Here is a 23,715-nt window from a genome sequence, read left to right on the forward strand (position 1 = left end):
TCAACTCCCCGCGCGACGATTCCGTGACGGATGGGCGAGGTCCCCTCCCCGCCCCCCCCCGCGGCGCGGGCCGGCGGTCAGGCGGGAATCGCGTCCGCGCAGAGCCACTCGGCCATCGCCACGAAGGTCGCCTCGGCGCCCGCGAGGATCGCCGGCACCTCGGCCGGACGCGCCCGCGCCTCGGCCTCGAGCCTCGCCCGGAACGCCGTCCACATCGCGCCCGTGTCGCGCCCGTGGGACCGGTAGTAGCGGCAGGCCTCGCCGTCGCGCAGGTCGAGGCGGCGCTCCACCGCCCGGGCGACGACCTGGCCGCCGAGGGTCGAGCCCTCCAGCACGTAGAGGCTGCCGAGGGCCTCCGGGCGGGTCCGGGGCAGCGGCCCCCCGGGCCGCGGCAGGGCCCGGACCGCCTCCGGAGCGAGCCCCAGGCGCGCGAGGTCGTCCTCGAGATGCGCGAGGCGCCGGCGCGGCGCCAGGAAGGCCTCGTCGTGAAGCGCCCGCGCGAGGGCGGGCTCCCAGGCGGCGTGGAAGCCCCAGAACCGGGCCAGGAGGGCGCGGTAGCCCGCCCGGGTCGCGATCCTGCGCTCCCAGTCGAGGTCGCGCTCGATGCGCGCGTGCGCCTCCCGGGTCTCGTCCCTCAGGCGAGCCAGGATCGCGCTCACGCGGTGACCGTGAAGCAGGCGCCCGGGCGGTTCTCGACCTCGATCCGGGCGTTGATCTGGTCGAGCATGGCCCGGACCAGCTTCATGCCGAGCCCCGTGCCCTCGGCGGGCAGCTCGGCCCAGCCCTCCGGGAGGCCGCGGCCGTCGTCGCAGACCGACAGGCGCACCCGCCCCTCCGGCACGCCCGCGACGCTGACGGCGACCCGGCCGCCGGCCTCCGCGAAGGCGTACTTGAGGGCGTTCGTCACGAGCTCCGTGGCGATGAGCGAGAGCGCCACCGCCTTGCGGTAGGGCACCATCAGGCCGGGCTCGGCCTCGAGCTCCACCGCCTGCCCCTGCCCGGCCATGCCGGCGAGGTCGGCGCAGAGGTTCTCGATGGTCTGCCCGAGATCGACCTCCTCGACGCTCTCGGCCTGGTACAGGCTGTCGTGCACCCGCGCGACGCTCATCACCCGGGCGGCGGTCTCGGCGAAGGCCGCCTTCGCGGCCGGGTCGGCCACCTGCCGGCGCTGCATCTGCAGGAAGGCCGAGACGATCTGGAGCGAGTTCTTGACCCGGTGGTCGATCTCCCGGGTGAGCAGGTCCTTCTGGACGAGCAGGCGCTCCTTGTCGGCGAGGAGGCCGGTGAGCTCGGCGATCTTGCGGCGCTGGCGCAGCACCACGCCCTCGACGGCCTGCGCCAGCGCCTCCGCGATGGCGACCTGCCAGGGCGCGAAGGGCTCGGAGACGCCGCGCCGCTCCTCGACCCAGCGCTCGAAGGAGCGGCGCGGCAGCAGCACCGCCGGCCCGCTGCCGGCGAGCACGGGCTTGCGCGGATCGCCCCCCCAGGTGACGGTGCTCGGCACCTCGGGCCGGAACCAGAGCAGGAGGTTGCGCCGGTCCGCGTCCACGAAGGCCGCGAGCAGGCCGCCGGCGCAATCGCCGTAGGGGGCGCTCGGCGGGTGGGCGGCGCTGAACTCGGCGGTCGCGTAGCTCGTGCGCTCCGGCGGCAGGGTCGCCCGCAGCCACTCGGCGATCGCCAGGACCGCCTCGGCCGGCGGGGTCGTGCCGAGCACCCGCACGGCCTGCGCCGAGACGGTGGCGGCGCCGGTCGCGCCGAACAGGCTGAGCAGCGTGCGGGGCCCCGTCGTCAGGGCGCCCACGAAATCGTCCGAGCGGGCGAGCGCGCGCACGAGCTCGCTCTCGATGGCGAGGTGCTCCTGCTGCTCGCGCCAGAGCCTCACGCCCTCGAGCTCGTGGACGCGCATCGCGAAGGCGTCGGCCACCACCGTCGCGGCCGAGCGGGTCTCGGGGGGCACGTAGTGGGGCGTGCGGTGGTGCCCGATCATCAGGCCCCAGAGCGCGCCCCCGACCAGGATCGAGACCGACATCGAGCCGTTGACGCCGAGGTTGCGCTGGTACTCGAGGTGGATCGGCGAGAGGCTGCGGGCCTGCGCGAAGGTGAGGTCCACCGGCACGGTGTCGGCGGGGGCGGCCACGAGCGGCACCGGCACGTAGTCGCGGTCGATGACGAAGCGGCTCTTCGCCCGGGTGTAGAGGGCCCTGGCCTGGGCCGGGATGTCGGAGGCGGGGAAGTGCAGGCCGAGGAGCTCCCGGGTCCAGGCCGGATCCTTGTCCTCCGCGATGGCGGCGCCGTTCCAGTCGGCGTCGAAGCGGTAGACGAGCACGCAGTCGAAGCCCGTCAGGGCCCGGGTCTCGCGGGCCGCCACCGCGGCCGCGGCCTCCAGGGTGTCGGCCCCCCTGAGGCGCGCCACCGCGATCTCGACGTCGCGCGGGCTCGCGGTGCGGAAATCGTCCGGGTCTGAGGGCGCCAGCTCGAGCTCGACGAGGATGCGCCCGCCGTTGCGGTGGGCCACGACCTCGAACGGCATGCCCCCGGCCGCCGGCAGGACCACCCGCCGGCGCAGCATCCGGCCGGGATCCGCGGGGCCGTCCGCCAGCGCGTCGCGGATCTCCCCGGCGAGCGCCCCGCCCAGGACCGCGTCGAGGGGCCGGCCGAGGGGATCCCGGTCGAGGGCGTCGCGCACGTTGGCGCTGCAGGCCACCACCGCCAGGCTCGCGGCGTCGGCGGCGAGCAGCACGGCGTGCGGCTGGATGGCGCCCGGGACGTGGATCGGCTCCTGCTCGCACAGGCGGGGATCCACGGGCTCGGCCCGCACCCGCTGGCTCACGGCCGCCTGCACCGCCTCGCGCCGGTGGCCGGGCTCCAGCGCCTCGACGGGCTCGGTGACGATCCAGTAGCGGTCGGCCGCGGCGGCCCGGCACAGGCTGACCCGCACCTTCATCGGCCGCGGGTCGAAGCCGTAGACGAACGAGAAGGTCGCATCGAGGCGCCCGCGGCGTACGCCCTCGCGGAAGCGGCCGTAGAAGTGCGGCAGGCGGGTGCAGGGCGCGACGTCGCGGAAGAAGTTGCGGCCGATCACGCGCTCGGGCGCGCGGCCGGAGAACGCGCTCTCGGCGCGGTTGTAGACGTGGACGGTGCCGGCGCCGTCGACCTGGATCACGCCCACGGGCAGGCGATCGATCGCGTCCGGCGCGAGGGCGTCGAGCTGCGGGCCGCGCAGGTCGTGGGTGGGGTCGGGTGTCACGTCGCTCAAGGTACCCAAGCTGCCCGCACCGGGCCCCGTCTCGCGTCTCAGGCCGGCACCTTACCGGGTTCCGCACGGGGACGGAACCGCCGCGGGCGCCTCCCGTGCGGGCCGGCGCGCGACCCCGTCACCGGGTTCCCCCGGTCCGGTCGGCGATCGCCTTGACGGCGCTCTGGAGGCCCTCCTCCAGGGTCGGGTGGTAGAACGGCCGGTCCAGGAAGGTCGCGGCGGTCCAGCCCTCCTGGAGGGCCACCGCGAGCGTGTGCGCGAGGTGCTCCACGCCCGGCCCCACCATCTCGCCGCCGAGAAGGCGGCCGTCCGGCTCGGCGTAGACCCGCATCAGGCCGGCGGCGCGGCCCATCACCCGGGCGCGGCCCTGGTCGGCGAAGGAGGCCTCGCCGATGACCCACTCCCGGGCCGCCCGCGCCTCGAAGCGCCGGCCGACCGCCGCCATCTCGGGGTCGGTGAAGACCATGGCCAGGGACGGCCAGGGCTCCGGGGCCTCGACCTGGGGGAAGCGCGCCGCGTTGCCGCCCGCGACCCAGCCCTGGCGCTGGGCCTCGTGCAGCACCGGGTGCTCGCGGTTGACGTCGCCGGCGAGGAAGACCGGCGCGCTGCCGCACTGGAGGGTCTGCGGGTTGAAGTCCGGCAGGCCGGCCTCGTCGCGGTCGAGCCCGGCCCGGGCGAGATCGAGGCCGGCGAGGTTGGGCGGGCGCCCGGCGGCGGCGAGCACCCGCTCGACGGTGGCGTGCCCCTCCGCGCCGTCCGGCCCGCGCCAGCGCAGGCGCACGCCGTCCGGGACGGCCTCGGCCGCCTCGACGGTCGCGCCGAGGTGCAGGTCCAGCGCCTCGCCGATCAGGGCGGCGGCGCAGGCCGCGACCTCCGGGTCCCGCGCTCCCCCGACGGCCGGCGCCGGATCGATGAGCGTCACGCGCACGCCGAGGCGCGCCATGGCCTGGGCGATCTCGACGCCGACCGGGCCGGCCCCGAGCACCGCCAGGGATTCGGGCAGGGTCGCGCGCTCGAAGAGCGTGTCGGTGGTGAGGACCCGGTCGGCGACGGCCTCGAGCACCGGCGGCACGCCCGGGCTCGACCCGGTGGCGATCACGACGCTGCGGGCGGCCACGCGGGTGTGATCGTCGACGAGGAGCGTGGTCGCGTCGGCGAAGCGGGCGCTGCCGGCGAGCCGCAGCTCGGCCGGGATGCGCTCGAGGCCCGACAGCACCGAGGCGACGAAGCGGTCGCGCTCCGCCCGCAGGCGCCCCATCACGGCCGCGCCGTCGACCCGCACCCCCGCGACCACGATGCCGAACTGCCCGGCCGCGCGGGCATCCTGCGCGGCGCGGGCCGCGGCGATCAGGAGCTTCGAGGGCATGCAGCCGACCCGGGCGCAGGTGGTGCCGCCCGGTCCCCGCTCGATCAGCACCGCCCGGGCGCCCGCCCGGGTGGCGGCCGCATGGGCGGCGATCCCGGCCGTGCCGGCCCCGATCACCGCCACGTCGCAGGCGATCTCGCGCATCTGTGTCTGTCCTCCTCGGGCCGGGACGGTCGCCTGACCTCAGACGGACATCGTGTGGACGGCGCCGCCATCGACCCGGAGGTTGGCGCCGGTGACGAAGCTCGCGTGCTCCGAGCACAGGTAGGCGATGGCCGAGGCGACCTCCTCGGGCCGGCCCCGGCGCCGCATCACGATGCCGGGACGGTTCTCCGTCAGGAAGCTGCGCACCGCCTCGGCGACGTCGGTGCCGCGCTCCGCCGCCCGCTTCTCCATCATGGCGTCGGTCATGGGCGTCTCGATGTAGGCCGGCGAGACCGCGTTCACCAGGACGCCGTCGGGGCCGTAGGCCTTGGACAGGCCCTTGGCGAGGTTGATCAGGCCGGCCTTGGCGGCGCAGTAGGGCAGCTCCTCGGCGTAGGGCTGCACGGCGTCCTCGGAGCCGATCACCACGATGCGGCCCCAGCCCTGCGCCCGCATCCCCGGGATGAAGGCGCGGCAGACCCGGACGGCCGCGAGGAGGTCGGCCTCCAGGGCCTCCCGCCACTGGGCGTCGGTGATGGTCAGGAAATCCCCCGTCGGCCCGGTGATGCCGGCGGCGTTGACCAGGATGTGGACCGGGCCGCAGGCGGCCTCGGCCCGGGCGCGCAGGGCCTCGACGTCGGCGGGCTCCAGGAGGTCGGCGGGCACCGCCGTCACGTCGCCGAGGCCCCGCAGGTGCCCGGCCGCCTGCGCGAGCGCCTCCGGCTCCTTGTCGGAGAGCACCACCCGGACCCCCTCCCGGAGCAGGAACTCGGCCGTCCGCAAGCCGATGCCCGAATCGCCGCCGGTGATCACCGCGACGCGGCCCTTGATGCCGAGATCCATGCTGCCCGCCCTGTGCGTCGGCCCCGAGGCGCAGCGCCCGTGCCCGCGCCGGGCGCGCCGCCGCCTCGTCGGGCCGTGAAGTCGACTGCCGGGCAACCTCGATTGCGGGCGATTCGTTCCCGCGCGTCCGACCGCTCAGCCCGCCGCGGCGTCGGGCTGGGCCAGGAGCGCCTCGACGAAGCGGTCGAGGCCGACCTGGCGCTCCCGGCGCAGGTGCTCGGCCGTGAGGATCGCCTCCAGGGTCTTGAAGGAGCGGTCGAGGTCGTCGTTGACGAGCACGTAGTTGTACTCGGACCAGCGCTCGATCTCGGTACGGGCGTTGCGCAGCCGACGCTCGATGGTCTCGGCCGAATCCTCGGCGCGGCGCTCCAGGCGGCGGCGCAGCTCCGCCATGCTCGGGGGAAGGATGAAGATGGTGACGACGTCGTCGCGCAGCTTGCCCCGCACCTGCCGGGTGCCCTGGTAGTCGATGTCGAAGATCATGTCCCGGCCGGCGGCGAGGGCCCGCTCCACCGGCCGGCGCGGCGTGCCGTAGTAGTTGCCGTGCACCTCGGCCCATTCGAGCAGGTCGTCGCGCTCGCGCAGGGCCTCGAAGGCGTCGCGGTCGATGAAGCGGTAGTGCTGGCCGTCGATCTCCGAGGGGCGCCGGGCGCGGGTGGTGACCGAGACCGACAGTTCCAGACCCCAGTCGGGCCGCTGCGCCAGGGCGCGGGTCAGGGTCGTCTTGCCCGCCCCGGAGGGCGAGGAGAGGATCAGCACCAGGCCGCGGCGCGGAACCGGCGACGTCGAGAGTTCGGAGCCCACAGCCATCGTCACACGCTTCCTCGCACAAGGGGCCGGGCCCCGTCCGGCCGGGTCTCTCTCGCGCGCGCCCCGCGCGCGCCCGGCGCCCCTCGACGCCCGGTCGGCGCGCCGAGGCGGCGCCGGCCGGGCGCCTCACTCGACGTTCTGAACCTGCTCGCGGAACTGCTCGACGGTGGCCTTGAGGTCGAGGCCGATGCGCGAGAGCGCGACGTCGTTGGCCTTGGCGCACAGGGTATTGGCCTCGCGGCCGAGCTCCTGGGCCAGGAAGTCGAGGCGGCGCCCGACGGCGCCGCCGGCCGCCAGGAGGTCGCGGATCGCCGCGAGGTGGGCGCGCAGGCGGTCGATCTCCTCGCGGATGTCGGCCCGGGCGGCGAGCAGCATCGCCTCCTGGTGCAGGCGCGCCGGGTCGAGGCCGCCGCCGGCCTCCGCCAGGGCCGCGACCTGGGCGGCGAGGCGGGCCCGGACCGCCTCGGGCCGGCGGGCCGGGCAGAGATCGGCGGCGTCGACGCGTTCCGCCATGGCGGCGACCTGCCCCAGGATCACGTCGGCGAGGGCCCTTCCCTCCCCCTCGCGGCCCTCCACCAGGGCGTCCACCAGCCGCCGGGCCGCGCCCGCGAGGTCGTGCCGCAGGGCCTCGTCGTCCGCGGTCTCCTCCTCGATCTCGACGACGCCGCGGACCTGGAGCAGGCCGTCGACCGTGCCGGGCCGCATGCCCGGCGGCAGCGGCACGCGGGCGATGGCCTCGCCCAGGGAGGCGAGCAGGGCCTCGTTGATCCGCACCCGCGGGGCGGTCTCGGCCCGCGACAGCGTCAGGGTGAGCTGGCACTGGCCGCGCCCGAGGCGCTTCTGGACCAGCCCGCGCGCCTCGTCGCCGACGCCGTCGAGCCCGGCCGGGACCCGGACCCGGACCTCGAGCCCGCGGCCGTTGACGCTCTTGAGCTCCCAGGCCCACTGCACCGGCCCGGTCGTGCCGGTCTCCCGGGCAAAGCCCGTCATGCTGGCGATCGGCATCTCGGCTTCCGGCACTCTCTCAAGGGTTGCGCAGGACCGGAACCGTCTTGGGCGAGTTCAGGTCGTAGGTCTTGTTGCGGAGCGGATCCCGGGCCGTCCCCTCCGAGGCGTCGAAGGCGCGGGAGCGGCCCGCCGCCGGGTCGCCGCCGTCATACGCCATGGGGGCGCCCGGAAGCGCCGTGCGGGGGGAGAGCGCCGAGGGATCGGCCGCCGGCGGCTCGACCTTGTCGACGCCGATGCCGGAGCCCGGATCGGCGGCGGCCTTGGCCTTCTCGACCTGGCGCCAGCGGGCGACGTTGCGGTTGTGGGCGTCGAGGGATTCCGCGAAGGCGTGCCCGCCGGTGCCGTCGGCGACGAAGAACAGCTCCTTGGTGCGGGACGGGTTGGCGACGGCCTCGAGGGCGGCCCGGCCCGGATTGGCGATCGGGCCCGGGGGCAGGCCCTCGATCATGTAGGTGTTGTAGGGCGTCGGCCGGTCGATCTCGGAGCGCAGGATGCCGCGCCCGAGCGTGCCGCGCCCGCCGACGAGGCCGTACACGATGGTCGGGTCGGATTGCAGCTTCATGCGCTTCTGGAGCCGGTTGACGAACACGCCGGCGACCCGGGGCCGCTCGTCGGCCCGCCCGGTCTCCTTCTCGACGATGGAGGCGAGGGTGACCATCTCCTGGGGCGTGCGGACCGGGACGTCGCTCGAGCGGCGCTGCCAGATCTGGGCCAGGACCTCGCGCTGCTTCGTGCGCATCAGGTTGAGGATCTTCTGGCGCGTGTCGCCGCGCTCGAACTTGTAGGTGTCGGGCAGGAGCGTGCCCTCGGGCGGCGTCTCGTTGATGTCGCCCGTGAGCACGTCGTTCTCGTTCAGCCGGGCCACGATCTGCTCGCTCGTCAGGCCCTCCGGGAAGGTGACGGCGTGCTGCACCGGGCGGCCCTGGATCAGGGTGTCGACGACGTCGTCGATGCTGGCATGGGCCTTGAAGCCGTACTCGCCGGCCTTGAGCGCCTGCTTGCGGCCGAGGCGGGCGGTCAGTTCGAACAGCAGCGGGTGGGCGATCACGCCCTCGCGCCGCAGGAGGTCGGCCATCTCGCCGACGCTGGAGCGGGGCACCACCACGACCTTGTCGTTCGCGAGCGGGCCCGCCTCGTTGGTCTGGCGCTCCAGCACCACGAGGCCCAGCATGGCGCCGAGCCCCAGGATGACGAACAGGGTGAGGAAGCCGCTCACCGCCGAGAGCAGGCCGCCGCGCTCCCGCACCGGCTTCTCGGGCGGCTGTGGCGCGGCCGTGGGCTTGATGGCCTCGCTCGGGCTGCGCGGGGCGAGCCGGTTCTGCGGGATAGGCTGCTCCGGCGCGCTCGGGGCCGGCGCATCCGTCTTGCGTTTGCGAAACATGGCGGTCCTGTCGTGGCGCGCCCGGGATCCTCGACGGATTGGGCGCGCGTGCCGGCCCTGGGGGCGGAGCGCCACGACCCTAGCAGGCTTTATGGCGAAATGGAGCCGGGACGCGGGCACGCCGCCCCGCGGCGGGGCGGGAGGACCGCCGCCGCGTCGATTCCGGCCCGCCGGCACCCGGACGGCGTCGCCCCGCGCCCCGGGATCCGGCGCGGCGCCCCGGCGCCCGGGCGGTCCCTCACGCCACGCGGCGCAGGATCAGCGAGGCGTTGGTGCCGCCGAAGCCGAAGGAGTTCGACAGGACGATGTCGACCTTGCGCCGCCTGGCCTCGAAGGGGACGAGGTCGAGGGCGGTCTCGACGGAGGGGTTGTCGAGGTTCAGGGTCGGGGGCACGACCTGATCGCGGATCGCCAGGATGGAGAAGATCGCCTCGATGGCGCCGGCCGCGCCGAGCAGGTGCCCGGTCGCCGACTTGGTGGAGGACATCGCGATGCCGGTGGCGTCGCCGATCAGGCGCTCGACGGCCTTCAGCTCGAGCTCGTCGCCGAGCGGCGTCGAGGTGCCGTGGGCGTTGATGTAGTCGATCTCCGCCGGCGCGATCCCGGCCCGCCTCACGGCGGCGCTCATGCAGCGGTAGGCGCCGTCGCCGTCGGGCGAGGGCGAGGTGATGTGGTAGGCGTCGCCCGACAGGCCGTACCCGACGACCTCGGCGTAGATCCTGGCGCCGCGGGCCACGGCGTGCTCGTAGGCCTCGAGCACGACCACGCCCGCGCCCTCGCCCATCACGAAGCCGTCGCGGTCGCGGTCGTAGGGGCGCGAGGCCCGCTGGGGCTCGTCGTTGAAGCCGGTCGAGAGCGCCCGGCAGGCCGCGAAGCCCGCGAGCGAGAGCCGGTTGATGGGTGATTCGGCGCCGCCCGCCAGCATCACGTCGGCGTCGCCGAGCGCGATCAGGCGCGCGGCGTCGCCGATCGCGTGGGCGCCCGTCGAGCAGGCCGTCACCACCGCGTGGTTCGGGCCCTTCAGCCCGTGCGCGATCGAGACCTGCCCGGAGGCGAGATTGATGATGCGGCCGGGGATGAAGAACGGCGAGATCCGCCGCGGGCCCTTCTCGTAGAGGGTCACGGAGGCATCGTAGATGCCGCCGATGCCGCCGATGCCGGAGCCGATCAGCACGCCGGTCGCGATCTGGTCCTCGTAGGAGGCCGGATGCCAGTCGGCATCGTCCAGGGCCTGGCCGGCCGCCGCCATCGCGTAGACGATGAACGGGTCGACCTTGCGCTGCTCCTTGGGCTCCATCCACCGGTCGGGGTTGAAGGTTCCGCCGCTGCCGTCGCCGAGGGGGATCGAGCAGGCGATCTTGCACGCCAGATCCGAGACGTCGAAGGCCTCGACACGCGCGGCACCGCTCCGCCCCTCGACGAGGCGGCTCCACGTGACGTCGACGCTGCTCCCCAGCGGCGACACCATCCCGAGGCCCGTGACGACGACTCGACGCATCGCGTTATCCCGACCCGATCCCATGACGGCAGCGCTACACCTCTCCTGAGAACGCCCGACCTCAGCCGGAGTTCTTCTCCAGGAACTTGATCGCGTCGCCGACCGTCTGGATGGTCTCGGCGGCGTCGTCCGGGATCTCGACGTTGAACTCTTCCTCGAACGCCATCACCAGCTCGACCGTGTCGAGGCTGTCGGCCCCGAGATCGTCGATGAAGTTCGCGTTCGGGGTCACCTTCTCGGGCTCGACGCCGAGGTGATCCACGACGATCTTCTTCACCCGGTCCGCGATATCGCTCATCGTAATGGTCCTCAGGTTCTTTCTCGTGGGATTCTGCCGGGCGGCCGCGTGCGGGCGGAGCCCATTCGTGACGCCGGTGATGCGGCCGGGGCTCCCGGTCGCGCATGTCGTGGAAAGCCGCGGACGGCTGGTCCGTCAACCCCTTGGACGGCCGGCGGGTGCTTAACACAGGGATTCCGCCGTGGCGAGGCCCGGTTCAGCGCCCGTTCAGGGGAGGCTCCGAGGGGGGTCCCGCGGTCAGAACATCGCCATGCCGCCGTTGACGTGGAGCGTGTGGCCGGTGACGTAGGCGGCCTCGTCGGAGGCGAGGTAGACCGTCGCGGCGGCGACCTCCCGGCCCTCCCCGAGGCGCCCCATCGGCACCGTGGCGAGGATGCCCTCGCGCTGCTTCTCGCTCAGCCCGTCGGTCATCGGCGAGGCGATGAAGCCCGGCGCGATGCAGTTCACGGTGATCTTGCGGCTCGCCACCTCGGCGGCCAGCGCCTTGGTGAGGCCGACGAGGCCGGCCTTGGCGGCGGCGTAGTTGCCCTGGCCCGCGTTGCCGGTCGCGCCCACCACCGAGCCGATGTTGACGATGCGGCCGTGGCGCCGCCTCATCATGCCCTTGACGGCCGCCCGCGAGAGCCGGAACGCCGCCGTCAGGTTCACCGCGATGACGCTGTCCCACTCCTCGTCCTTCATGCGCAGGAAGAGGTTGTCCCGGGTGATGCCGGCGTTGTTGACGAGGACGTCGAGCCCGCCCAGGGCCGCCTCGGCCGCCGGCACCAGCCCCTCGACCGCCGCCGCGTCGGAGAGGTCGGCCTCGAGCAGGTGGACCCGCCCGGACCCGAGCTCCTCGGCGAGTGCGTCGAGGGCCGGCCGGCGCGTGCCCGACACCGCGACGTGGGCTCCCTGCGCGTGCAGGGCCCGGGCGATGGCGCCGCCGAGGCCGCCCGTGGCGCCGGTGACGAGGGCCTTGCGGCCGCTGAGATCGAACATGCTCTGGCGCTTCCCGCTCGCGGAACTCAGGGGCGGAACGCCGCCGCCTCGGCGGACGTCCCGATGGTGGAGGCGCTGCTGCCGGGGGCGATGCGCCTGACGAGGCCGGACAGCACCTTGCCGGTGCCGATCTCGTGGAAGGCGTCGACGCCCGCCGCCGCCATGGCGGCGACGCACTCGCGCCAGCGCACCGTGCCGGTGATCTGGCGCACCAGGGCGTCGCGGATCGCCTCCGGCTCGCGGATGGGGGCCGCCAGCACGTTGGCCATGACCGGCACGGCGGCGGCACGCAGGGTCACCTCGGCGAGGGCCGCCCGCATGGTGTCGGCGGCCGGGCGCATCAGCCCGCAATGGAACGGGGCCGAGACGTTGAGCATCACGGCGCGCCGGGCGCCCTGCGCCTGGGCCAGGGCGACGGCGCGCTCGACCGCGGCCCGGTGGCCCGACACCACCACCTGCCCGGCGCCGTTGTCGTTGGCGACGTCGCAGACCTCGCCCTGCTGGGCCTCGCCGGCGACCGCCTCCGCCGCCATGACGTCGAGGCCGAGCAGCGCCGCCATGGCGCCGGCGCCGACCGGGACCGCCCGCTGCATCGCCTCCCCGCGCAGGCGCAGCAGGCGGGCCGCGTCCGCGAGGGACAGGCTGCCGGCCGCCGCGAGCGCGCTGTACTCGCCGAGGGAGTGGCCCGCCACGAAGGCGACGTCGCGGGCGAGATCGAGGCCGCGCTCGGCCTCGAGCACCCGCAGCACCGCCATGCTGGCCGCCATCAGGGCCGGCTGGGCGTTCGCCGTCAGGGTCAGCTCCTCGGCCGGCCCCTCGAACATGAGCCGGGACAGGTTCTGGCCCAGGGCCGCGTCGACCTCGGCGAACACCGCCCGGGCGGCCGCGTGGTCCTGTGCGAGGCCGGAGCCCATGCCGACGGCCTGGCTGCCCTGGCCGGGAAAGATGAAGGCGCGCGACACGGCGTGGTTCCCTGCCCTGGCGCTGCGAATCCGCAGCGATTGGGCGGCGCCACTCGCACCGCGGCCGGCCGCAGTCAAGCGTGGCGGGCGCGGAAAGAATCGCCGCCCGGGCGCCGCGTCAGGCCTCGTCGAAGAAATCGACCGCCCCGCTGTCGAGGCTGTAGGCGGCACCGACGATGCGCAGCGTCCGCTCCCCCAGGGGCCGGAGCAGCTCCGGCTCCGAGGCGGTGCGCAGGCGCCGGACCACCCGGCTGACGTTCGCCCGCACGGCGTTCTCGACGAGGTCGCCGCCGAGGTCGCGCACGCCGAGCACCGCCGGGACGATGGGCTCGATCATCTGCCCGATCGCCCCGGGGTAGACGGTGTTGTTCCTGACGACGTCCACCGCCGCCTCGACGGCGCCGCAGCGGCTGTGGCCCATGACCAGGATCAGGGGCACGCCGAGCTTGGCCACCGCGTACTCGATCGAGCCCAGAGCCGCGGTGTCGACGGTGTTGCCGGCGTTGCGCACGATGAAGAGCTCGCCGAGCCCGCGGCCGAACAGGATCTCGGGCGAGACGCGGGAATCCGAGCAGCTCACGAGCACGCAGAACGGGGACTGGCTCAGCGCGATCTCGATGCGCCGCTCGCGACCCTGGACCGCGCGGACCGGGCTGTCCGTCTTGAACATCCGGTTGCCCTCCTTGAGGACGTTGAGCGCCTCGTCGGGCGAGTAGGTGGTGCGCCGGGTGGTCGGCTCCGCGGCGAGGCCGGGGGCGGCCCGGAAGGGCCCCGCGAGGCCGGCCGCGGCCGCGGCGGCACCCAGGGAGCACCCGCAGCCGAGCAGGCGGCGGCGGCTCAGACGATCCATCATGGGAAAATCTCCCCTCACGCTCTCATCCTCGAGGCGGTCAGCCATCCTCGAGGCGGTCAGCCTCGCACGAAAGGGACGCCGATGCCTCCGCCCGTTGCGGGATGCCGGCCCCCTCGGCCCGGCCCGGATCGGCCGGATCCGGCCACACCGGCCACACCGGCCCCGGCCCTGACCCGGGCGGCGGGCGCGCCGGCCACCGGGATGCTTGTTGCAAAAGCGCGTCTCGTGTAGGTAGGCCCGTTCTCCGAGACCGCCGTTCGTCCCAAGGAAGGAGCCGTGCATGGCTCGCGTCACCGTTGAAGACTGCATCGACAAGGTCGAGAACCGGTTCGAGCTGGTACTGCTCGCCGGTCACCGCGCCCGCCTGCTCTCGTCGGGCGCACCGCTGACCATCGACCGCGACCGCGACAAGAACCCGGTCGTGGCCCTGCGCGAGATCGCCGACGAGACCATCACGCCCGACGACCTCAAGGAGCAGCTGATCCACTCGCTCCAGAAGTACGTCGAGGTCGACGAGCCCGAGGCCGAGACCGTGCCGCTCCTATCGAGCTCGCCGGCCGCCGCCGCCGTGGCGCCGCAATCGACGAGCGAGGACGGCGAGGTCCAGTTCGACCGCATGAGCGAGGAGGACCTCCTGCGCGGCCTCGAGAACCTGGCGCCCCCGACCGAGACCGACGACGAGGGCGACTGAGGGCGCCTTAAAGTCCGCGCGCCGGCGCGCGGAGAACCGGCCGCGCGCGGAGAACCGGCGCGCCGCCGCGACGTTTAGGGTCTGGCGCGGGCGGCCGATCGGTTCGATAGTCGCGGCGAATCCTCGAGCGTCGTTGGCGGGGGCGCTCCGGCTCGATCGGCTCGCGGCGACGCGCCGGAGGTGGTCTCGCGCCCGTCAGTGACCCCTCCGGACCGGCCGCGTGCGGGCGCCCAGGAGACCACCGGCGGATGATGCGCCAGTACGAGCTCGTCGAGCGGGTCAAGGCCTACAATCCCGCGGCCGACGAGGCGCTGCTCAACCGGGCCTACATTTACGCGATGCGGGCGCACGGGACGCAGAGGCGCGCCTCGGGCGATCCCTTCTTCGCCCATCCGCTCGAAGTCGCCGCGATCCTCACCGACCTGCGCCTCGACGACGCCACCATCGTGGCGGCGGTGCTGCACGACACCGTCGAGGACACCGCCGCCACGCTGGACGAGATCAACCGGCTGTTCACGCCCGAGATCGGCAAGCTCGTCGACGGGCTGACCAAGATCAAGCGCCTCGACCTCGTCTCGCGGCAGGCCGCGCAGGGCGAGAACTTCCGCAAGCTCCTGCTCGCCATCGCGGCGGACGTGCGGGTGCTGCTGGTCAAGCTCGCCGACCGCCTGCACAACATGCGCACCCTCCAGCACATGCCGGCCGAGAAGCGCGCCCGCATCGCGCAGGAGACCCTCGACATCTACGCGCCCCTCGCGGGCCGCATGGGCATGCAGGAGCTGCGCGAGGAGCTCGAGGAGCTCTCGTTCCAGATCCTGAAGCCGGAGGCCTTCGCCACCATCAGCAAGCGCCTGGCCGACCTCTCGGCCAAGTCCGAGCGGCTGGTGGAGAGCATCGAGCACGACCTGACCCAGAAGCTCGCCGCGGCGGGCATCCGCGCCACGGTCACCGGGCGGCAGAAGCGCGCCTACTCGATCTGGAGCAAGATGGAGCGCAAGTCGGTCGCCTTCGAGCAGCTCTCCGACATCTTCGGCTTCCGGGTCGTCGTCGACAGCGTCGACACCTGCTACCGGACGCTCGGGGTCGTGCACACGACCTGGCCGATGGTGCCCGGGCGCTACAAGGACTACATCTCGACGCCCAAGCAGAACGACTACCGCTCGATCCACACGACGGTGATCGGGCCGAAGAGCCAGCGCGTCGAATTGCAGATCCGCACCGCCGCCATGGAGGACATCGCCGAGTACGGCATCGCCGCCCACGCGCTCTACAAGGACGGCTCGCCCCACCTCTCGACCGAGAGCGGCGCCTACCAGTGGTTGCGCCGCACCATCGAGCTCCTCGCCGAGGGCGACAGCCCGGAGGAGTTCCTGGAGCACACCAAGCTCGAGCTGTTCCAGGACCAGGTCTTCTGCTTCACCCCCAAGGGCCGCCTGATCGCCCTGCCCCGCGGCGCGACGCCGATCGACTTCGCCTACGCGGTGCACACGGGCGTCGGCAACACCGCCGTCGGGGCCAAGATCAACGGCCACATCGCGCCGCTCCTGACCGAGCTCCAGAACGGCGACGAGGTCGAGATCGCCCGCGCCGACGGCCAGACCCCGCCGGCGGCCTGGGAATCCCTCGTCGTCACCGGCAAGGCCCGGGCGGCGATCCGGCGCGCCACCCGCTCGGCGGTGCGGCGCCAGTACGCCGGCCTGGGGCGCCAGATCCTCGACCGCGCCTTCGAGCGCGCCGGCAAGAACTTCTCCGACGAGAAGCTCCGGGGCGCCCTGCCCCGCCTCGCGCGCCTCTCGGGCGAGGACGTGTTCGCGGCGGTCGGCCGGGGCGAGATGTTCTCCGGCGACGTCGTGAAGGCGGTCTATCCCGACTACAAGGACGAGCGCCGCGGGGCGCCCCCGGCCCAGGGCGGGCCGCGGCCGCACGTCAACGGCGCCGGCCGGCTCTCCCTCGACAAGGACCAGACGGTGCGGCTGACCTGGCCGGGCAAGGGCGGGGGGGCGAAGGGCGGGGGGGCCAAGGACCCCGAGGACGGCGGGATCCCGATCCGGGGCCTCGACCGCGACCTGCCGGTGCGCTTCGCGCCGGACGGCGGCGCCGTGCCGGGCGACCGCATCGTCGGCATCCTGACGCCCGGCGAGGGCGTGACCATCTACCCGATCCAGTCGCCGGCGCTCGCCGCCTTCGACAACGAGCCCGACCTCTGGCTCGACGTGCGCTGGGACGTCGACGGCGGTCCCCACCAGCGCTTCCCGGCCCGCCTCGCCCTGCAGTCGATCAACGAGCCCGGCAGCTTCGCGCAGATCGCCCAGGTCATCGCCGACCACGACGGCAACATCGACAACATCTCGATGAAGCGCCGCACCCAGGACTTCACCGACGTGGTCATCGACCTCGCGGTCTGGGACCTCAAGCACCTCAACGCCATCGTGTCGGAGCTGCGCGCCAAGCAGGTGGTGAGCCGGGTCGACCGCGTGAACGGGTGATGCGCGCCCGGGGCCGGTTGCGCCCGGCCCCGGGCGCTGCCACAAGCCCGGCCACGATGATGCGAACGATCCGGTCCCGATGACGTCCGACGAGGTTCTCGCCGAATTCCGCTCCGCCGGCGCCCTGCTCGAAGGCCACTTCGTGCTGTCGTCGGGGCTCCACAGCGCCGTCTTCCTCCAGAAGATGGCGATCTTCACCGATCCGGTCCGCACCGCCCGGGTCTGCGCCGCCCTGGCCGAGCGGATCGCGGACCGGTACGGCGCCGTCGACTACGTCGTCTCGCCGGCGGTCGGCGGGATCGTGCCGGGCTACGAGACCGCCCGGGCGCTCGGCGCGCGGGCGATCTTCGTCGAGCGCGATCCGGGCGGCCCGTTCGCCCTGCGGCGCGGGTTCCGGATCCCGGCGGGGGCCCGCGCCGTGATGGTCGAGGACATCGTCACGACCGGCCTGTCCTCCCGGGAGTGCCTCGCCGCCCTGGCGACCGAGCCCGGCGCGGTGGTGGGCGCGGCCTGCCTCATCGACCGCTCCGGCGGGCGGGCGGATCTCGGCCTGCCCCTCGTCGCCCTGGTGACGCTCGACATCCCGAACTACCCCCCCGACCAGTTGCCCCCCGAACTCGCCGCGATCCCGGCCGTGAAGCCCGGCAGCCGCGCCCTGCCTGCGGCCTGAACCCGACCAAGGCCGTCCTTGACAGCCGGGGCGACACATCCTTAGCTCAGCCCATTGCAGGCTGCGAACCGATGCGTGCGGCGCAGCGCGAGTGTTGCATCCTCCCGACTGGATGATGAGCCACTTTCGCAGCCGATTGAGGCTGATATTTCTCGTGCGGCCGTACCGCATGAGCAGGAATCGCGAATGCCCGGTTACTCACGAAGCGCCCTTTTCATCGATGGCGCCAACATCTATGCCACCACCAAGACGCTCGGTTTCGATATTGATTACAGGAAGTTGCTGGCAGATTTCAAGGCGCGCGAGAACCTGATCCGGGCCTTCTACTATACCGCCCTGGTCGAGGATCAGGAGTACTCGTCGATCAGACCCCTGATCGACTGGCTCGACTACAACGGCTACCGGGTCGTGACCAAGCCCGCGAAGGAGTTCACCGACTCGTCCGGCCGCCGCAAGGTCAAGGGCAACATGGATATCGAGCTCACCATCGACGCGATGGAGCTCGCCCCCTTCATCGACCACATGGTGCTGTTCTCCGGCGACGGCGATTTCCGGCCCCTGGTGGCCGCCATGCAGCGCCGGGGCGTGCGGGTCACGGTGGTCTCGACCGTGCAGACCCAGCCGCCCATGGTCGCGGACGAGCTGCGCCGGCAGGCCGACGACTTCGTCGACATCGTCCAGCTGATCCCGCGCATCGGCCGCGACCAGGCCGACCGGGCCGCCCGCCCGGGCCGCTCCGGCCCGGGCGAGGCGCCGGACCGGACGCGGGAGGGGCCCGAGCGCGCGCCGCGCCCGGCCCCGAACCTCGAGAACCGCTACGGGATCCGCCAGGACGACGAGGAGGACGACGTCGAGGATTGAGCCGGCGCCCGGCCGGGGCCGCCCGCCCGCGCGAGCGCCTCGAGCCCCTCGCGGCTCGCCCAGGGCGCCGACCAGCCGAGGCCCGCGAGCGCGTCGGCGCGGGCGACGAGGGAGCCCGCCAGCCGCGCCTGCAGCTCGGCGCGCCCGGCGAGGCGCAGGGCCGCCGCGACGAGGCCGGCCGGCACCGGCAGCAGGCCCGGCCGGCGCCCGAGGCCGGCCCTCAGGGCCGCGATCATCTCCGCCACCGTGAGGGCGTCCGCCTCGCTGACGATGAAGGGCCGCCGCAGGGGCCCGGGCGCCCGCAGCACCGCGTCGACGGCCTCGCCGAGCGCCTCGACCGAGACCAGGGAGCGCCGCCCCCGCAGCCCGCCGAACGGCAGGGGAACGGGCCGGGCCGCGAGCCGGAGCAGCGCCGCCATGTTGCCCTTCTGGCCGGCCCCGTAGACCAGCACCGGCCGCAGGGCGGCGTAGTCGATCCCGATCTCCGCGAGCGCCTCCTCGGCGGCGAGCTTGGAGCGGCCGTAAGCGTCCGTCGGCGCCGCCGGAACGTCCTCCGTCAGCACCGCCCCGGCGGACGGGCCGGACTGGGCCCGGATGGAGGACAGGAACACGAAGCGGCGCACGCGCGCCCGCGCGGCGGCCCGGGCGAGGCCGCGGGTCGCCTCGGTGTTGAAGGTCCGGTAATCGTCCTCGGGCGCGCCCGACATGGCGTGGGCGAGCCCCGCCGAGTGCACCACCGCGTCGACGCCCGCGAGCGCCGCCGCCATGTTCTGCGGCCGGGCGAGGTCGCCGACGACGGCGCCGCTGGTCCCGGGCGGCAGCGCGTCGGGCCGGCGCAGGAGCACCCGGACCCGGTAGCCGCGGGCCGTCAGGGTGGCGAGGAGGTGCCGGCCGATGAAGCCGGTCGAGCCCGTGAGGGCGATCAGGGGACCGGTCATGCGGCGGCGGTCCCGAGGGCCCGGGGCATGGCGAACAGCCGCAGCACCCCGGCGACGAGGCCCGCCCCGGCGCCGAGCGCCGCGAGGGTCACGGGCCAGGTCGGCCAGGCCAGGGTCGCGGCCGCCAGGAGGGCGAGCCCGAGGTTCAGCGCGAACACCGTGCCGACGACGGCCGGGACGCTGCGGCCGTGGGCGGTGGCGCGCTGGTAGTAGTGGGTGCGGTGGGCCTGCCAGACGGGCTCGCGGGCGAGGGCCCGGCGCAGCAGCGTCAGGGTCGCGTCGGCGACGGGGTAGAGGGGCAGCAGGATCGCGGCGGCGAGCCCGCCCTCCCCCGCCAGCCGGTAGAGCAGCCAGGCGACCGCGAGGCCGACCGGCAGGGAGCCGACGTCGCCGAGGAAGAGCCGCGCCACCGGCCGGTTGAACGGCGCGAAGCCGAGGAGCCCGCCGAGGAGGGCCGCCGCCACCAGCGTGGCGGCGGGCGCCAGCGGGCCGAGCAGGCCGAAGGCCAGGAGCGCGCCGAGGAGCGGCACCATCCCGGCCACCGTCATCCAGTCGAGCCCGTCCATGAAGTTCACGAGGTTGACGAACCACAGGCCCGCCAGGACCGCGAGGCCGCCCTCGAGCCAGGCGGGCAGGTCGGGCGCGAGCCGGACGCCGGAGGCCGCGACCAGCAGCGCCACCGCGGCGCCCTGCACGGGAAGGCGCACGAGGACCGGCAGCGGCCGGATGTCGTCGGCCGCCCCCACGGCCGCGAGCCCGACGGCGGCGCCCGCCAGGACCGCCAGCTCGCGGCTCGGCAGGTCCGCCAGCGCGCCGGCGACGAGGATCGCGGCGGCGACGACCGCGAGGCCGCCGCCCTGCGGCGTCGGCACCCGGTGGCTCGAGCGCGCGTTCGGGCGCGCCATCGCGTAGCGCACGAGGAGCGGCCGCAGCAGGAGGATCAGGACGGCGGCGATCCCGGCGGCGAGCGGGACGGCGGCGAGGGTCGAGAGCGGCGACATGCCGGAGGTGTACGCGGGATGCGCGGCAGCAGGAAGGCGGGCGCCCGGGCGCCACCAGGGGGCCCCCGGCGGGCGTCAACGAGGCCCGCCCGGCGGGACGCGGCCTGCGGGCGTCAGAACACCTCTTCCCGGCGCGGGAGCGCCGCGTCCGCCTCGCGCCGGGCGAGGCTGCGCTCCACCACCTTGGCGAGCCCGACCATGATCGTGTCGAGGGCGTAGTCCTTCGGGGTGTAGATCGCCGCCACGCCCATGTTCTTGAGCACCAGCTCGTCGTCGGCCGAGATGATGCCGCCGACCACCACCGGGATGTGGTCGAGGCCCTCCTGGCGCAGGCGGGCCCGGACCTCGCGCACGAGCGGCACGTGGGAGCCCGACAGGATCGACAGGCCGATGATGTGGGCGCCGCGCTCGCGGGCCCGGGCGACGATCTCGCCCGGGGTCTGGCGGATGCCGTCGTAGGTCACGTCGAAGCCGACGTCGCGGGCCCGCAGGGCGATCTGCTCGGCGCCGTTCGAGTGGCCGTCGAGGCCGGGCTTGCCGACCACGAGCCTCGGCGCCTCGCCGAGCCGCTCGCCGAGGTCGGCGACGAGCAGCCGCGCCTCCTCGGCCGCCCCCGACGAGAGCGTCTCCGGCGAGACGCCGGTGGGCGCGCGGTACTCCCCGAAGACCGCGCGCAGGCGCTCGCCCCACTCGCCGGTCGTGACGCCGGCCTTGGCGCAGGCGATGGAGGCCGGCATCACGTTCCGGCCCTCCCGCGCCGCGGCCTCGAGGGCGTCGAGGGCCGCCGCCGCCGCCGCCCCGTCCCGGGCCCCGCGCCAGGCGCGGATGCGCTGCTCGGCCTCCATCTCGACGGTCTCCGACACCGTGAAGATCGCGCCGTCGCCGGCGGTCAGGGGCGAGGGCTCGCCGTTCTGGAACCTGTTGACCCCGACGACGACCTGCTCGCCGCGCTCGATCGCCGCGATGCGCCGGGCGTTCGACTCGACGAGGGCGCGCTTGAGCGTGCCGGTCTCGATCGCCGCCACGGCGCCGCCGAGCGCCCCGATGCGCGCGAGCTCGGCCCGGGTCTCGGCCTTCAGGGACTCGACCTTGGCGTCGATCACCGTCGAGCCGTCGAAGATGTCGTCGTACTCGAGGAGGTCGGTCTCGAAGGCGAGGATCTGCTGCATGCGCATCGACCATTGCTGGTCCCACGGCCGCGGCAGGCCGAGCGCCTCGTTCCAGGCCGGGAGCTGCACGGCCCGGGCGCGGGCGCGCTTGGAGAGCGTCACCGCGAGCATCTCGATCAGGATGCGGTGGACGTTGTTCTCCGGCTGCTGCTCGGTCAGGCCCAGGGAGTTCACCTGCACGCCGTAGCGGAAGATGCGCTTCTTGGGGTCGTCGATGCCGTAGCGGTCGCGGCAGATCTCGTCCCAGAGATCGCTGAACGCCCGCATCTTGCAGATCTCGGTGACGAAGCGCAGGCCCGCGTTGACGAAGAACGAGATGCGCCCGACCACGTCCGCGAAGGTGGAGGGGTCGAACTCGGGGTCCTCCCGCACGGTGTCGAGCACCGCGACCGCGACCGCGAGCGCGTAGGAGAGCTCCTGGACCGGCGTCGCCCCCGCCTCCTGGAGGTGGTAGGAGCAGACGTTCATCGGGTTCCACTTCGGAACCTCGCGGGTCGTGAACAGGATCACGTCCTTGGTCAGCCGCAGGGAGGGGCCGGGCGGGAACACGTAGGTGCCCCGCGACAGGTACTCCTTGATGATGTCGTTCTGGGTCGTGCCCTGGAGCTCCGGGAAGGGCGCGCCCTGCTCCTCGGCGACCGCCAGGTAGAGCGCCAGCAGCCACGGCGCCGTGGCGTTGATGGTCATCGAGGTGTTCATCTGCGCGAGCGGGATGTCCCGGAACAGGGTCCGCATGTCGCCGAGATGCGCGATCGAGACGCCGACCTTGCCGACCTCGCCGCGGGCGAGCTCGTGGTCGGGGTCGTAGCCGGTCTGGGTCGGCAGGTCGAAGGCGACCGAGAGGCCGGTCTGCCCCTTGGCGAGGTTGCCGCGGTAGAGCACGTTCGATTCCGCCGCGGTGGAGTGGCCCGCGTAGGTGCGGATGATCCAGGGTTTGTCCCGCTTCGTCGCCAGCTCGCCCATCACGCCCTCGCCTTCGTTCGCCAGCGCTCGGCCCGGCGCCTCATCCTAGCCAAGGCGCCCCGGAGCGTCACCCGTGACCTAAGCACCATCGCGACCGGCCCGGCCGCGGCGCGCTGCCAAAAGGTCTATTGGAGCGTCCCTGGAACGCCGCTAGGATCGTCGGTGCAGTGCAATATCACGAGGGAGGGCCACGATGGCAGCGAGCGCCGCGCTGGAACCGGCCGCGAGGGGCGGCGTGTCTCAGAACAAGGACCTCTACGAGGTCGGCGAGATTCCGCCGCTCGGCCACGTGCCGGAGAAGATGTACGCCTGGGCGATCCGGCGCGACCGCCACGGCCCGCCCGAGCAGTCGATGCAGATCGAGGTCGTGCCGACCTGGTCGATCGGCGACGACGAGGTGCTGGTCCTCGTGATGGCCGCGGGCGTGAACTACAACGGCGTCTGGGCCGGCCTCGGGGAGCCGATCTCGCCCTTCGATGTCCACAAGGCGCCCTTCCACGTCGCGGGCTCGGACGCGTCCGGGATCGTCTGGGCGGTCGGCGCCAAGGTGAAGCGCTGGAAGGTGGGCGACGAGGTCATCGTCCACTGCAACCAGGACGACGGGGACGACGAGGAGTGCAACGGCGGCGACCCGATGTTCTCGCCCTCGCAGCGCATCTGGGGCTACGAGACCCCGGACGGCTCCTTCGGCCAGTTCTGCCGGGTGCAGTCGCGCCAGCTGATGAAGCGGCCCCAGCACCTGACCTGGGAGGAATCGGCCTGCTACACGCTGACCCTCGCCACCGCCTACCGGATGCTGTTCGGCCACGCCCCCCACGTGGTGCGGCCGGGCCAGAACGTGCTCGTCTGGGGCGCCTCGGGCGGCCTCGGCGTCTTCGGCGTCCAGCTCTGCGCGGCGGCCGGCGCCAACCCGATCGCGGTGATCTCCGACGAGTCGAAGCGCGACTACGTCATCAGCCTCGGCGCCAAGGGCGTCATCAACCGCAAGGACTTCCAGTGCTGGGGCCAGCTGCCCAAGGTCAACTCGCCTGAATACACCGAGTGGACCAAGGAAGCGCGCAAGTTCGGCAAGGCGATCTGGGACATCACCGGCAAGGGCAACGACGTCGACACGGTGTTCGAGCACCCCGGCGAGCAGACCTTCCCGGTCTCGACCCTGGTGGTGAAGCGCGGCGGCATGGTGGTGTTCTGCGCCGGCACCACCGGCTTCAACATCACCTTCGACGCCCGCTACGTCTGGATGCGGCAGAAGCGCATCCAGGGCTCGCACTTCGCCCACCTCAAGCAGGCGGCGGCCGCCAACCAGTTCGTCCTCGACCGGCGGGTCGACCCCTGCATGAGCGAGCTCTTCCCCTGGGACAAGATCCCCCAGGCCCACACCAAGATGTGGAAGAACCAGCACGCGCCCGGCAACATGGCGGTGCTGGTGAACGCGCCGCGGGCGGGGCTGCGCACGTTCGACGACGTGCTGGAGCTCTCCGGCTCGCGCTGAGCGGGGCGCCCGCGGGGCAGGGCTAGGAATCCGGGTTAACGCATTTT

At 73.8% G+C, this 23,715-nt stretch carries 20 protein-coding genes; 5 read left to right on the forward strand and 15 right to left on the reverse strand.

Annotated elements, in window-relative coordinates; translation table 11 throughout:
- Positions 1-77: 77 nt before the first annotated feature.
- The 12 genes from DT057_RS25545 to DT057_RS25600 form a co-directional block, all read right to left on the reverse strand.
- Positions 78-659 carry a biliverdin-producing heme oxygenase gene (locus DT057_RS25545; protein ID WP_162501501.1) on the reverse strand — a complete coding sequence of 194 codons (582 nt, stop codon included), beginning with the start codon at positions 657-659 and terminating at the stop codon, positions 78-80.
- Positions 656-3,247, reverse strand: a complete 2,592-nt coding sequence (locus DT057_RS25550; RefSeq protein WP_128564925.1) for a histidine kinase dimerization/phosphoacceptor domain -containing protein — start codon at positions 3,245-3,247, stop codon at positions 656-658. The genes DT057_RS25545 and DT057_RS25550 overlap by 4 nt, the downstream gene beginning before the upstream one ends.
- Positions 3,248-3,374: 127 nt before the next feature.
- Positions 3,375-4,766, reverse strand: coding sequence for a dihydrolipoyl dehydrogenase (locus DT057_RS25555; RefSeq protein ID WP_128564907.1), 1,392 nt, complete (start codon positions 4,764-4,766; stop codon positions 3,375-3,377).
- 39 nt (positions 4,767-4,805) lie between these two features.
- Complete coding sequence (locus DT057_RS25560) at positions 4,806-5,609, reverse strand: SDR family NAD(P)-dependent oxidoreductase (protein ID WP_128564908.1); 804 nt, start codon at positions 5,607-5,609, stop codon at positions 4,806-4,808.
- A 135-nt stretch (positions 5,610-5,744) separates the two neighbouring features.
- Positions 5,745-6,419, reverse strand: coding sequence for a guanylate kinase (gmk, locus tag DT057_RS25565; protein WP_128564909.1), 675 nt, complete (start codon positions 6,417-6,419; stop codon positions 5,745-5,747).
- A gap of 126 nt (positions 6,420-6,545) precedes the next feature.
- Positions 6,546-7,424, reverse strand: a complete 879-nt coding sequence (locus tag DT057_RS25570; protein ID WP_128564910.1) for a YicC/YloC family endoribonuclease — start codon at positions 7,422-7,424, stop codon at positions 6,546-6,548.
- Between the two features lie 19 nt (positions 7,425-7,443).
- Positions 7,444-8,808 (reverse strand): endolytic transglycosylase MltG, encoded by a 1,365-nt coding sequence (mltG, locus tag DT057_RS25575; protein WP_128564911.1) that lies wholly within the window; start codon positions 8,806-8,808, stop codon positions 7,444-7,446.
- A 238-nt stretch (positions 8,809-9,046) separates the two neighbouring features.
- The gene (gene fabF / locus DT057_RS25580; RefSeq protein WP_128564912.1) at positions 9,047-10,306 is read right to left on the reverse strand and encodes a beta-ketoacyl-ACP synthase II; all 1,260 of its coding nucleotides are present in this window, start codon (positions 10,304-10,306) and stop codon (positions 9,047-9,049) included.
- A 61-nt stretch (positions 10,307-10,367) separates the two neighbouring features.
- Positions 10,368-10,604 (reverse strand): acyl carrier protein, encoded by a 237-nt coding sequence (locus DT057_RS25585; RefSeq protein ID WP_048448006.1) that lies wholly within the window; start codon positions 10,602-10,604, stop codon positions 10,368-10,370.
- Between the two features lie 237 nt (positions 10,605-10,841).
- The gene (gene fabG / locus DT057_RS25590) at positions 10,842-11,582 is read right to left on the reverse strand and encodes a 3-oxoacyl-[acyl-carrier-protein] reductase (protein WP_128564913.1); all 741 of its coding nucleotides are present in this window, start codon (positions 11,580-11,582) and stop codon (positions 10,842-10,844) included.
- A 26-nt stretch (positions 11,583-11,608) separates the two neighbouring features.
- On the reverse strand, positions 11,609-12,544 hold the full coding sequence (gene fabD, locus DT057_RS25595; protein ID WP_128564914.1) for an ACP S-malonyltransferase: 936 nt from the start codon (positions 12,542-12,544) through the stop codon (positions 11,609-11,611).
- A 118-nt stretch (positions 12,545-12,662) separates the two neighbouring features.
- Positions 12,663-13,397: a carbonic anhydrase gene (locus DT057_RS25600; protein ID WP_128564915.1), complete on the reverse strand. Its 735-nt coding sequence runs from the start codon at positions 13,395-13,397 to the stop codon at positions 12,663-12,665.
- A 280-nt stretch (positions 13,398-13,677) separates the two neighbouring features.
- Between DT057_RS25600 and rpoZ the strand changes: the two genes are divergently transcribed.
- From rpoZ to DT057_RS25620, 4 genes are all read left to right on the forward strand, one after another.
- Positions 13,678-14,088: a DNA-directed RNA polymerase subunit omega gene (gene rpoZ, locus DT057_RS25605; protein WP_128564916.1), complete on the forward strand. Its 411-nt coding sequence runs from the start codon at positions 13,678-13,680 to the stop codon at positions 14,086-14,088.
- Positions 14,089-14,336: 248 nt separating this feature from the next.
- Complete coding sequence (locus tag DT057_RS25610) at positions 14,337-16,574, forward strand: RelA/SpoT family protein (RefSeq protein ID WP_128564917.1); 2,238 nt, start codon at positions 14,337-14,339, stop codon at positions 16,572-16,574.
- 79 nt (positions 16,575-16,653) lie between these two features.
- A complete protein-coding gene (gene pyrE / locus DT057_RS25615) occupies positions 16,654-17,244 on the forward strand; it encodes an orotate phosphoribosyltransferase (RefSeq protein WP_128564918.1) in 591 nt (196 codons plus the stop codon).
- 186 nt (positions 17,245-17,430) lie between these two features.
- Positions 17,431-18,105, forward strand: a complete 675-nt coding sequence (locus DT057_RS25620; protein WP_128564919.1) for a LabA-like NYN domain-containing protein — start codon at positions 17,431-17,433, stop codon at positions 18,103-18,105.
- On the opposite strand, the gene DT057_RS25625 is transcribed toward DT057_RS25620, so the two are convergent.
- The 3 genes from DT057_RS25625 to DT057_RS25635 form a co-directional block, all read right to left on the reverse strand.
- Complete coding sequence (locus DT057_RS25625; protein WP_128564920.1) at positions 18,060-19,043, reverse strand: NAD-dependent epimerase/dehydratase family protein; 984 nt, start codon at positions 19,041-19,043, stop codon at positions 18,060-18,062. The two genes, DT057_RS25620 and DT057_RS25625, sit on opposite strands and share 46 nt — an antisense overlap.
- Positions 19,040-20,044, reverse strand: coding sequence for an MraY family glycosyltransferase (locus tag DT057_RS25630; protein WP_128564921.1), 1,005 nt, complete (start codon positions 20,042-20,044; stop codon positions 19,040-19,042). Before DT057_RS25630 ends, DT057_RS25625 begins: the two co-directional genes overlap by 4 nt.
- Positions 20,045-20,157: 113 nt before the next feature.
- The gene (locus DT057_RS25635) at positions 20,158-22,176 is read right to left on the reverse strand and encodes a protein meaA (RefSeq protein WP_128564922.1); all 2,019 of its coding nucleotides are present in this window, start codon (positions 22,174-22,176) and stop codon (positions 20,158-20,160) included.
- A gap of 193 nt (positions 22,177-22,369) precedes the next feature.
- Here DT057_RS25635 and ccrA point away from each other — a divergent pair, with 193 nt between their 5' ends.
- A complete protein-coding gene (ccrA, locus tag DT057_RS25640) occupies positions 22,370-23,668 on the forward strand; it encodes a crotonyl-CoA carboxylase/reductase (protein ID WP_128564923.1) in 1,299 nt (432 codons plus the stop codon).
- Positions 23,669-23,715 lie beyond the last annotated feature (47 nt).

Source organism: Methylobacterium crusticola (assembly GCF_003574465.1).
GTDB classification, from domain to species: Bacteria; Pseudomonadota; Alphaproteobacteria; order Rhizobiales; family Beijerinckiaceae; genus Methylobacterium; species Methylobacterium crusticola.

Bases quoted from the DNA above. Each gene is read 5' to 3' on its own strand.
- DT057_RS25555 (WP_128564907.1), bottom strand. From the start codon at position 4,766: ATGCGCGAGATCGCCTGCGACGTGGCGGTGATCGGGGCCGGCACGGCC.
- DT057_RS25560 (WP_128564908.1), bottom strand. From the start codon at position 5,609: ATGGATCTCGGCATCAAGGGCCGCGTCGCGGTGATCACCGGCGGCGAT.
- gmk (WP_128564909.1), bottom strand. From the start codon at position 6,419: ATGGCTGTGGGCTCCGAACTCTCGACGTCGCCGGTTCCGCGCCGCGGC.
- DT057_RS25570 (WP_128564910.1), bottom strand. From the start codon at position 7,424: ATGCCGATCGCCAGCATGACGGGCTTTGCCCGGGAGACCGGCACGACC.
- mltG (WP_128564911.1), bottom strand. From the start codon at position 8,808: ATGTTTCGCAAACGCAAGACGGATGCGCCGGCCCCGAGCGCGCCGGAG.
- fabF (WP_128564912.1), bottom strand. From the start codon at position 10,306: ATGCGTCGAGTCGTCGTCACGGGCCTCGGGATGGTGTCGCCGCTGGGG.
- DT057_RS25585 (WP_048448006.1), bottom strand. From the start codon at position 10,604: ATGAGCGATATCGCGGACCGGGTGAAGAAGATCGTCGTGGATCACCTC.
- fabG (WP_128564913.1), bottom strand. From the start codon at position 11,582: ATGTTCGATCTCAGCGGCCGCAAGGCCCTCGTCACCGGCGCCACGGGC.
- DT057_RS25600 (WP_128564915.1), bottom strand. From the start codon at position 13,397: ATGATGGATCGTCTGAGCCGCCGCCGCCTGCTCGGCTGCGGGTGCTCC.
- rpoZ (WP_128564916.1), top strand. From the start codon at position 13,678: ATGGCTCGCGTCACCGTTGAAGACTGCATCGACAAGGTCGAGAACCGG.
- DT057_RS25610 (WP_128564917.1), top strand. From the start codon at position 14,337: ATGATGCGCCAGTACGAGCTCGTCGAGCGGGTCAAGGCCTACAATCCC.
- pyrE (WP_128564918.1), top strand. From the start codon at position 16,654: ATGACGTCCGACGAGGTTCTCGCCGAATTCCGCTCCGCCGGCGCCCTG.
- DT057_RS25620 (WP_128564919.1), top strand. From the start codon at position 17,431: ATGCCCGGTTACTCACGAAGCGCCCTTTTCATCGATGGCGCCAACATC.
- DT057_RS25625 (WP_128564920.1), bottom strand. From the start codon at position 19,043: ATGACCGGTCCCCTGATCGCCCTCACGGGCTCGACCGGCTTCATCGGC.
- DT057_RS25630 (WP_128564921.1), bottom strand. From the start codon at position 20,044: ATGTCGCCGCTCTCGACCCTCGCCGCCGTCCCGCTCGCCGCCGGGATC.
- DT057_RS25635 (WP_128564922.1), bottom strand. From the start codon at position 22,176: ATGGGCGAGCTGGCGACGAAGCGGGACAAACCCTGGATCATCCGCACC.
- ccrA (WP_128564923.1), top strand. From the start codon at position 22,370: ATGGCAGCGAGCGCCGCGCTGGAACCGGCCGCGAGGGGCGGCGTGTCT.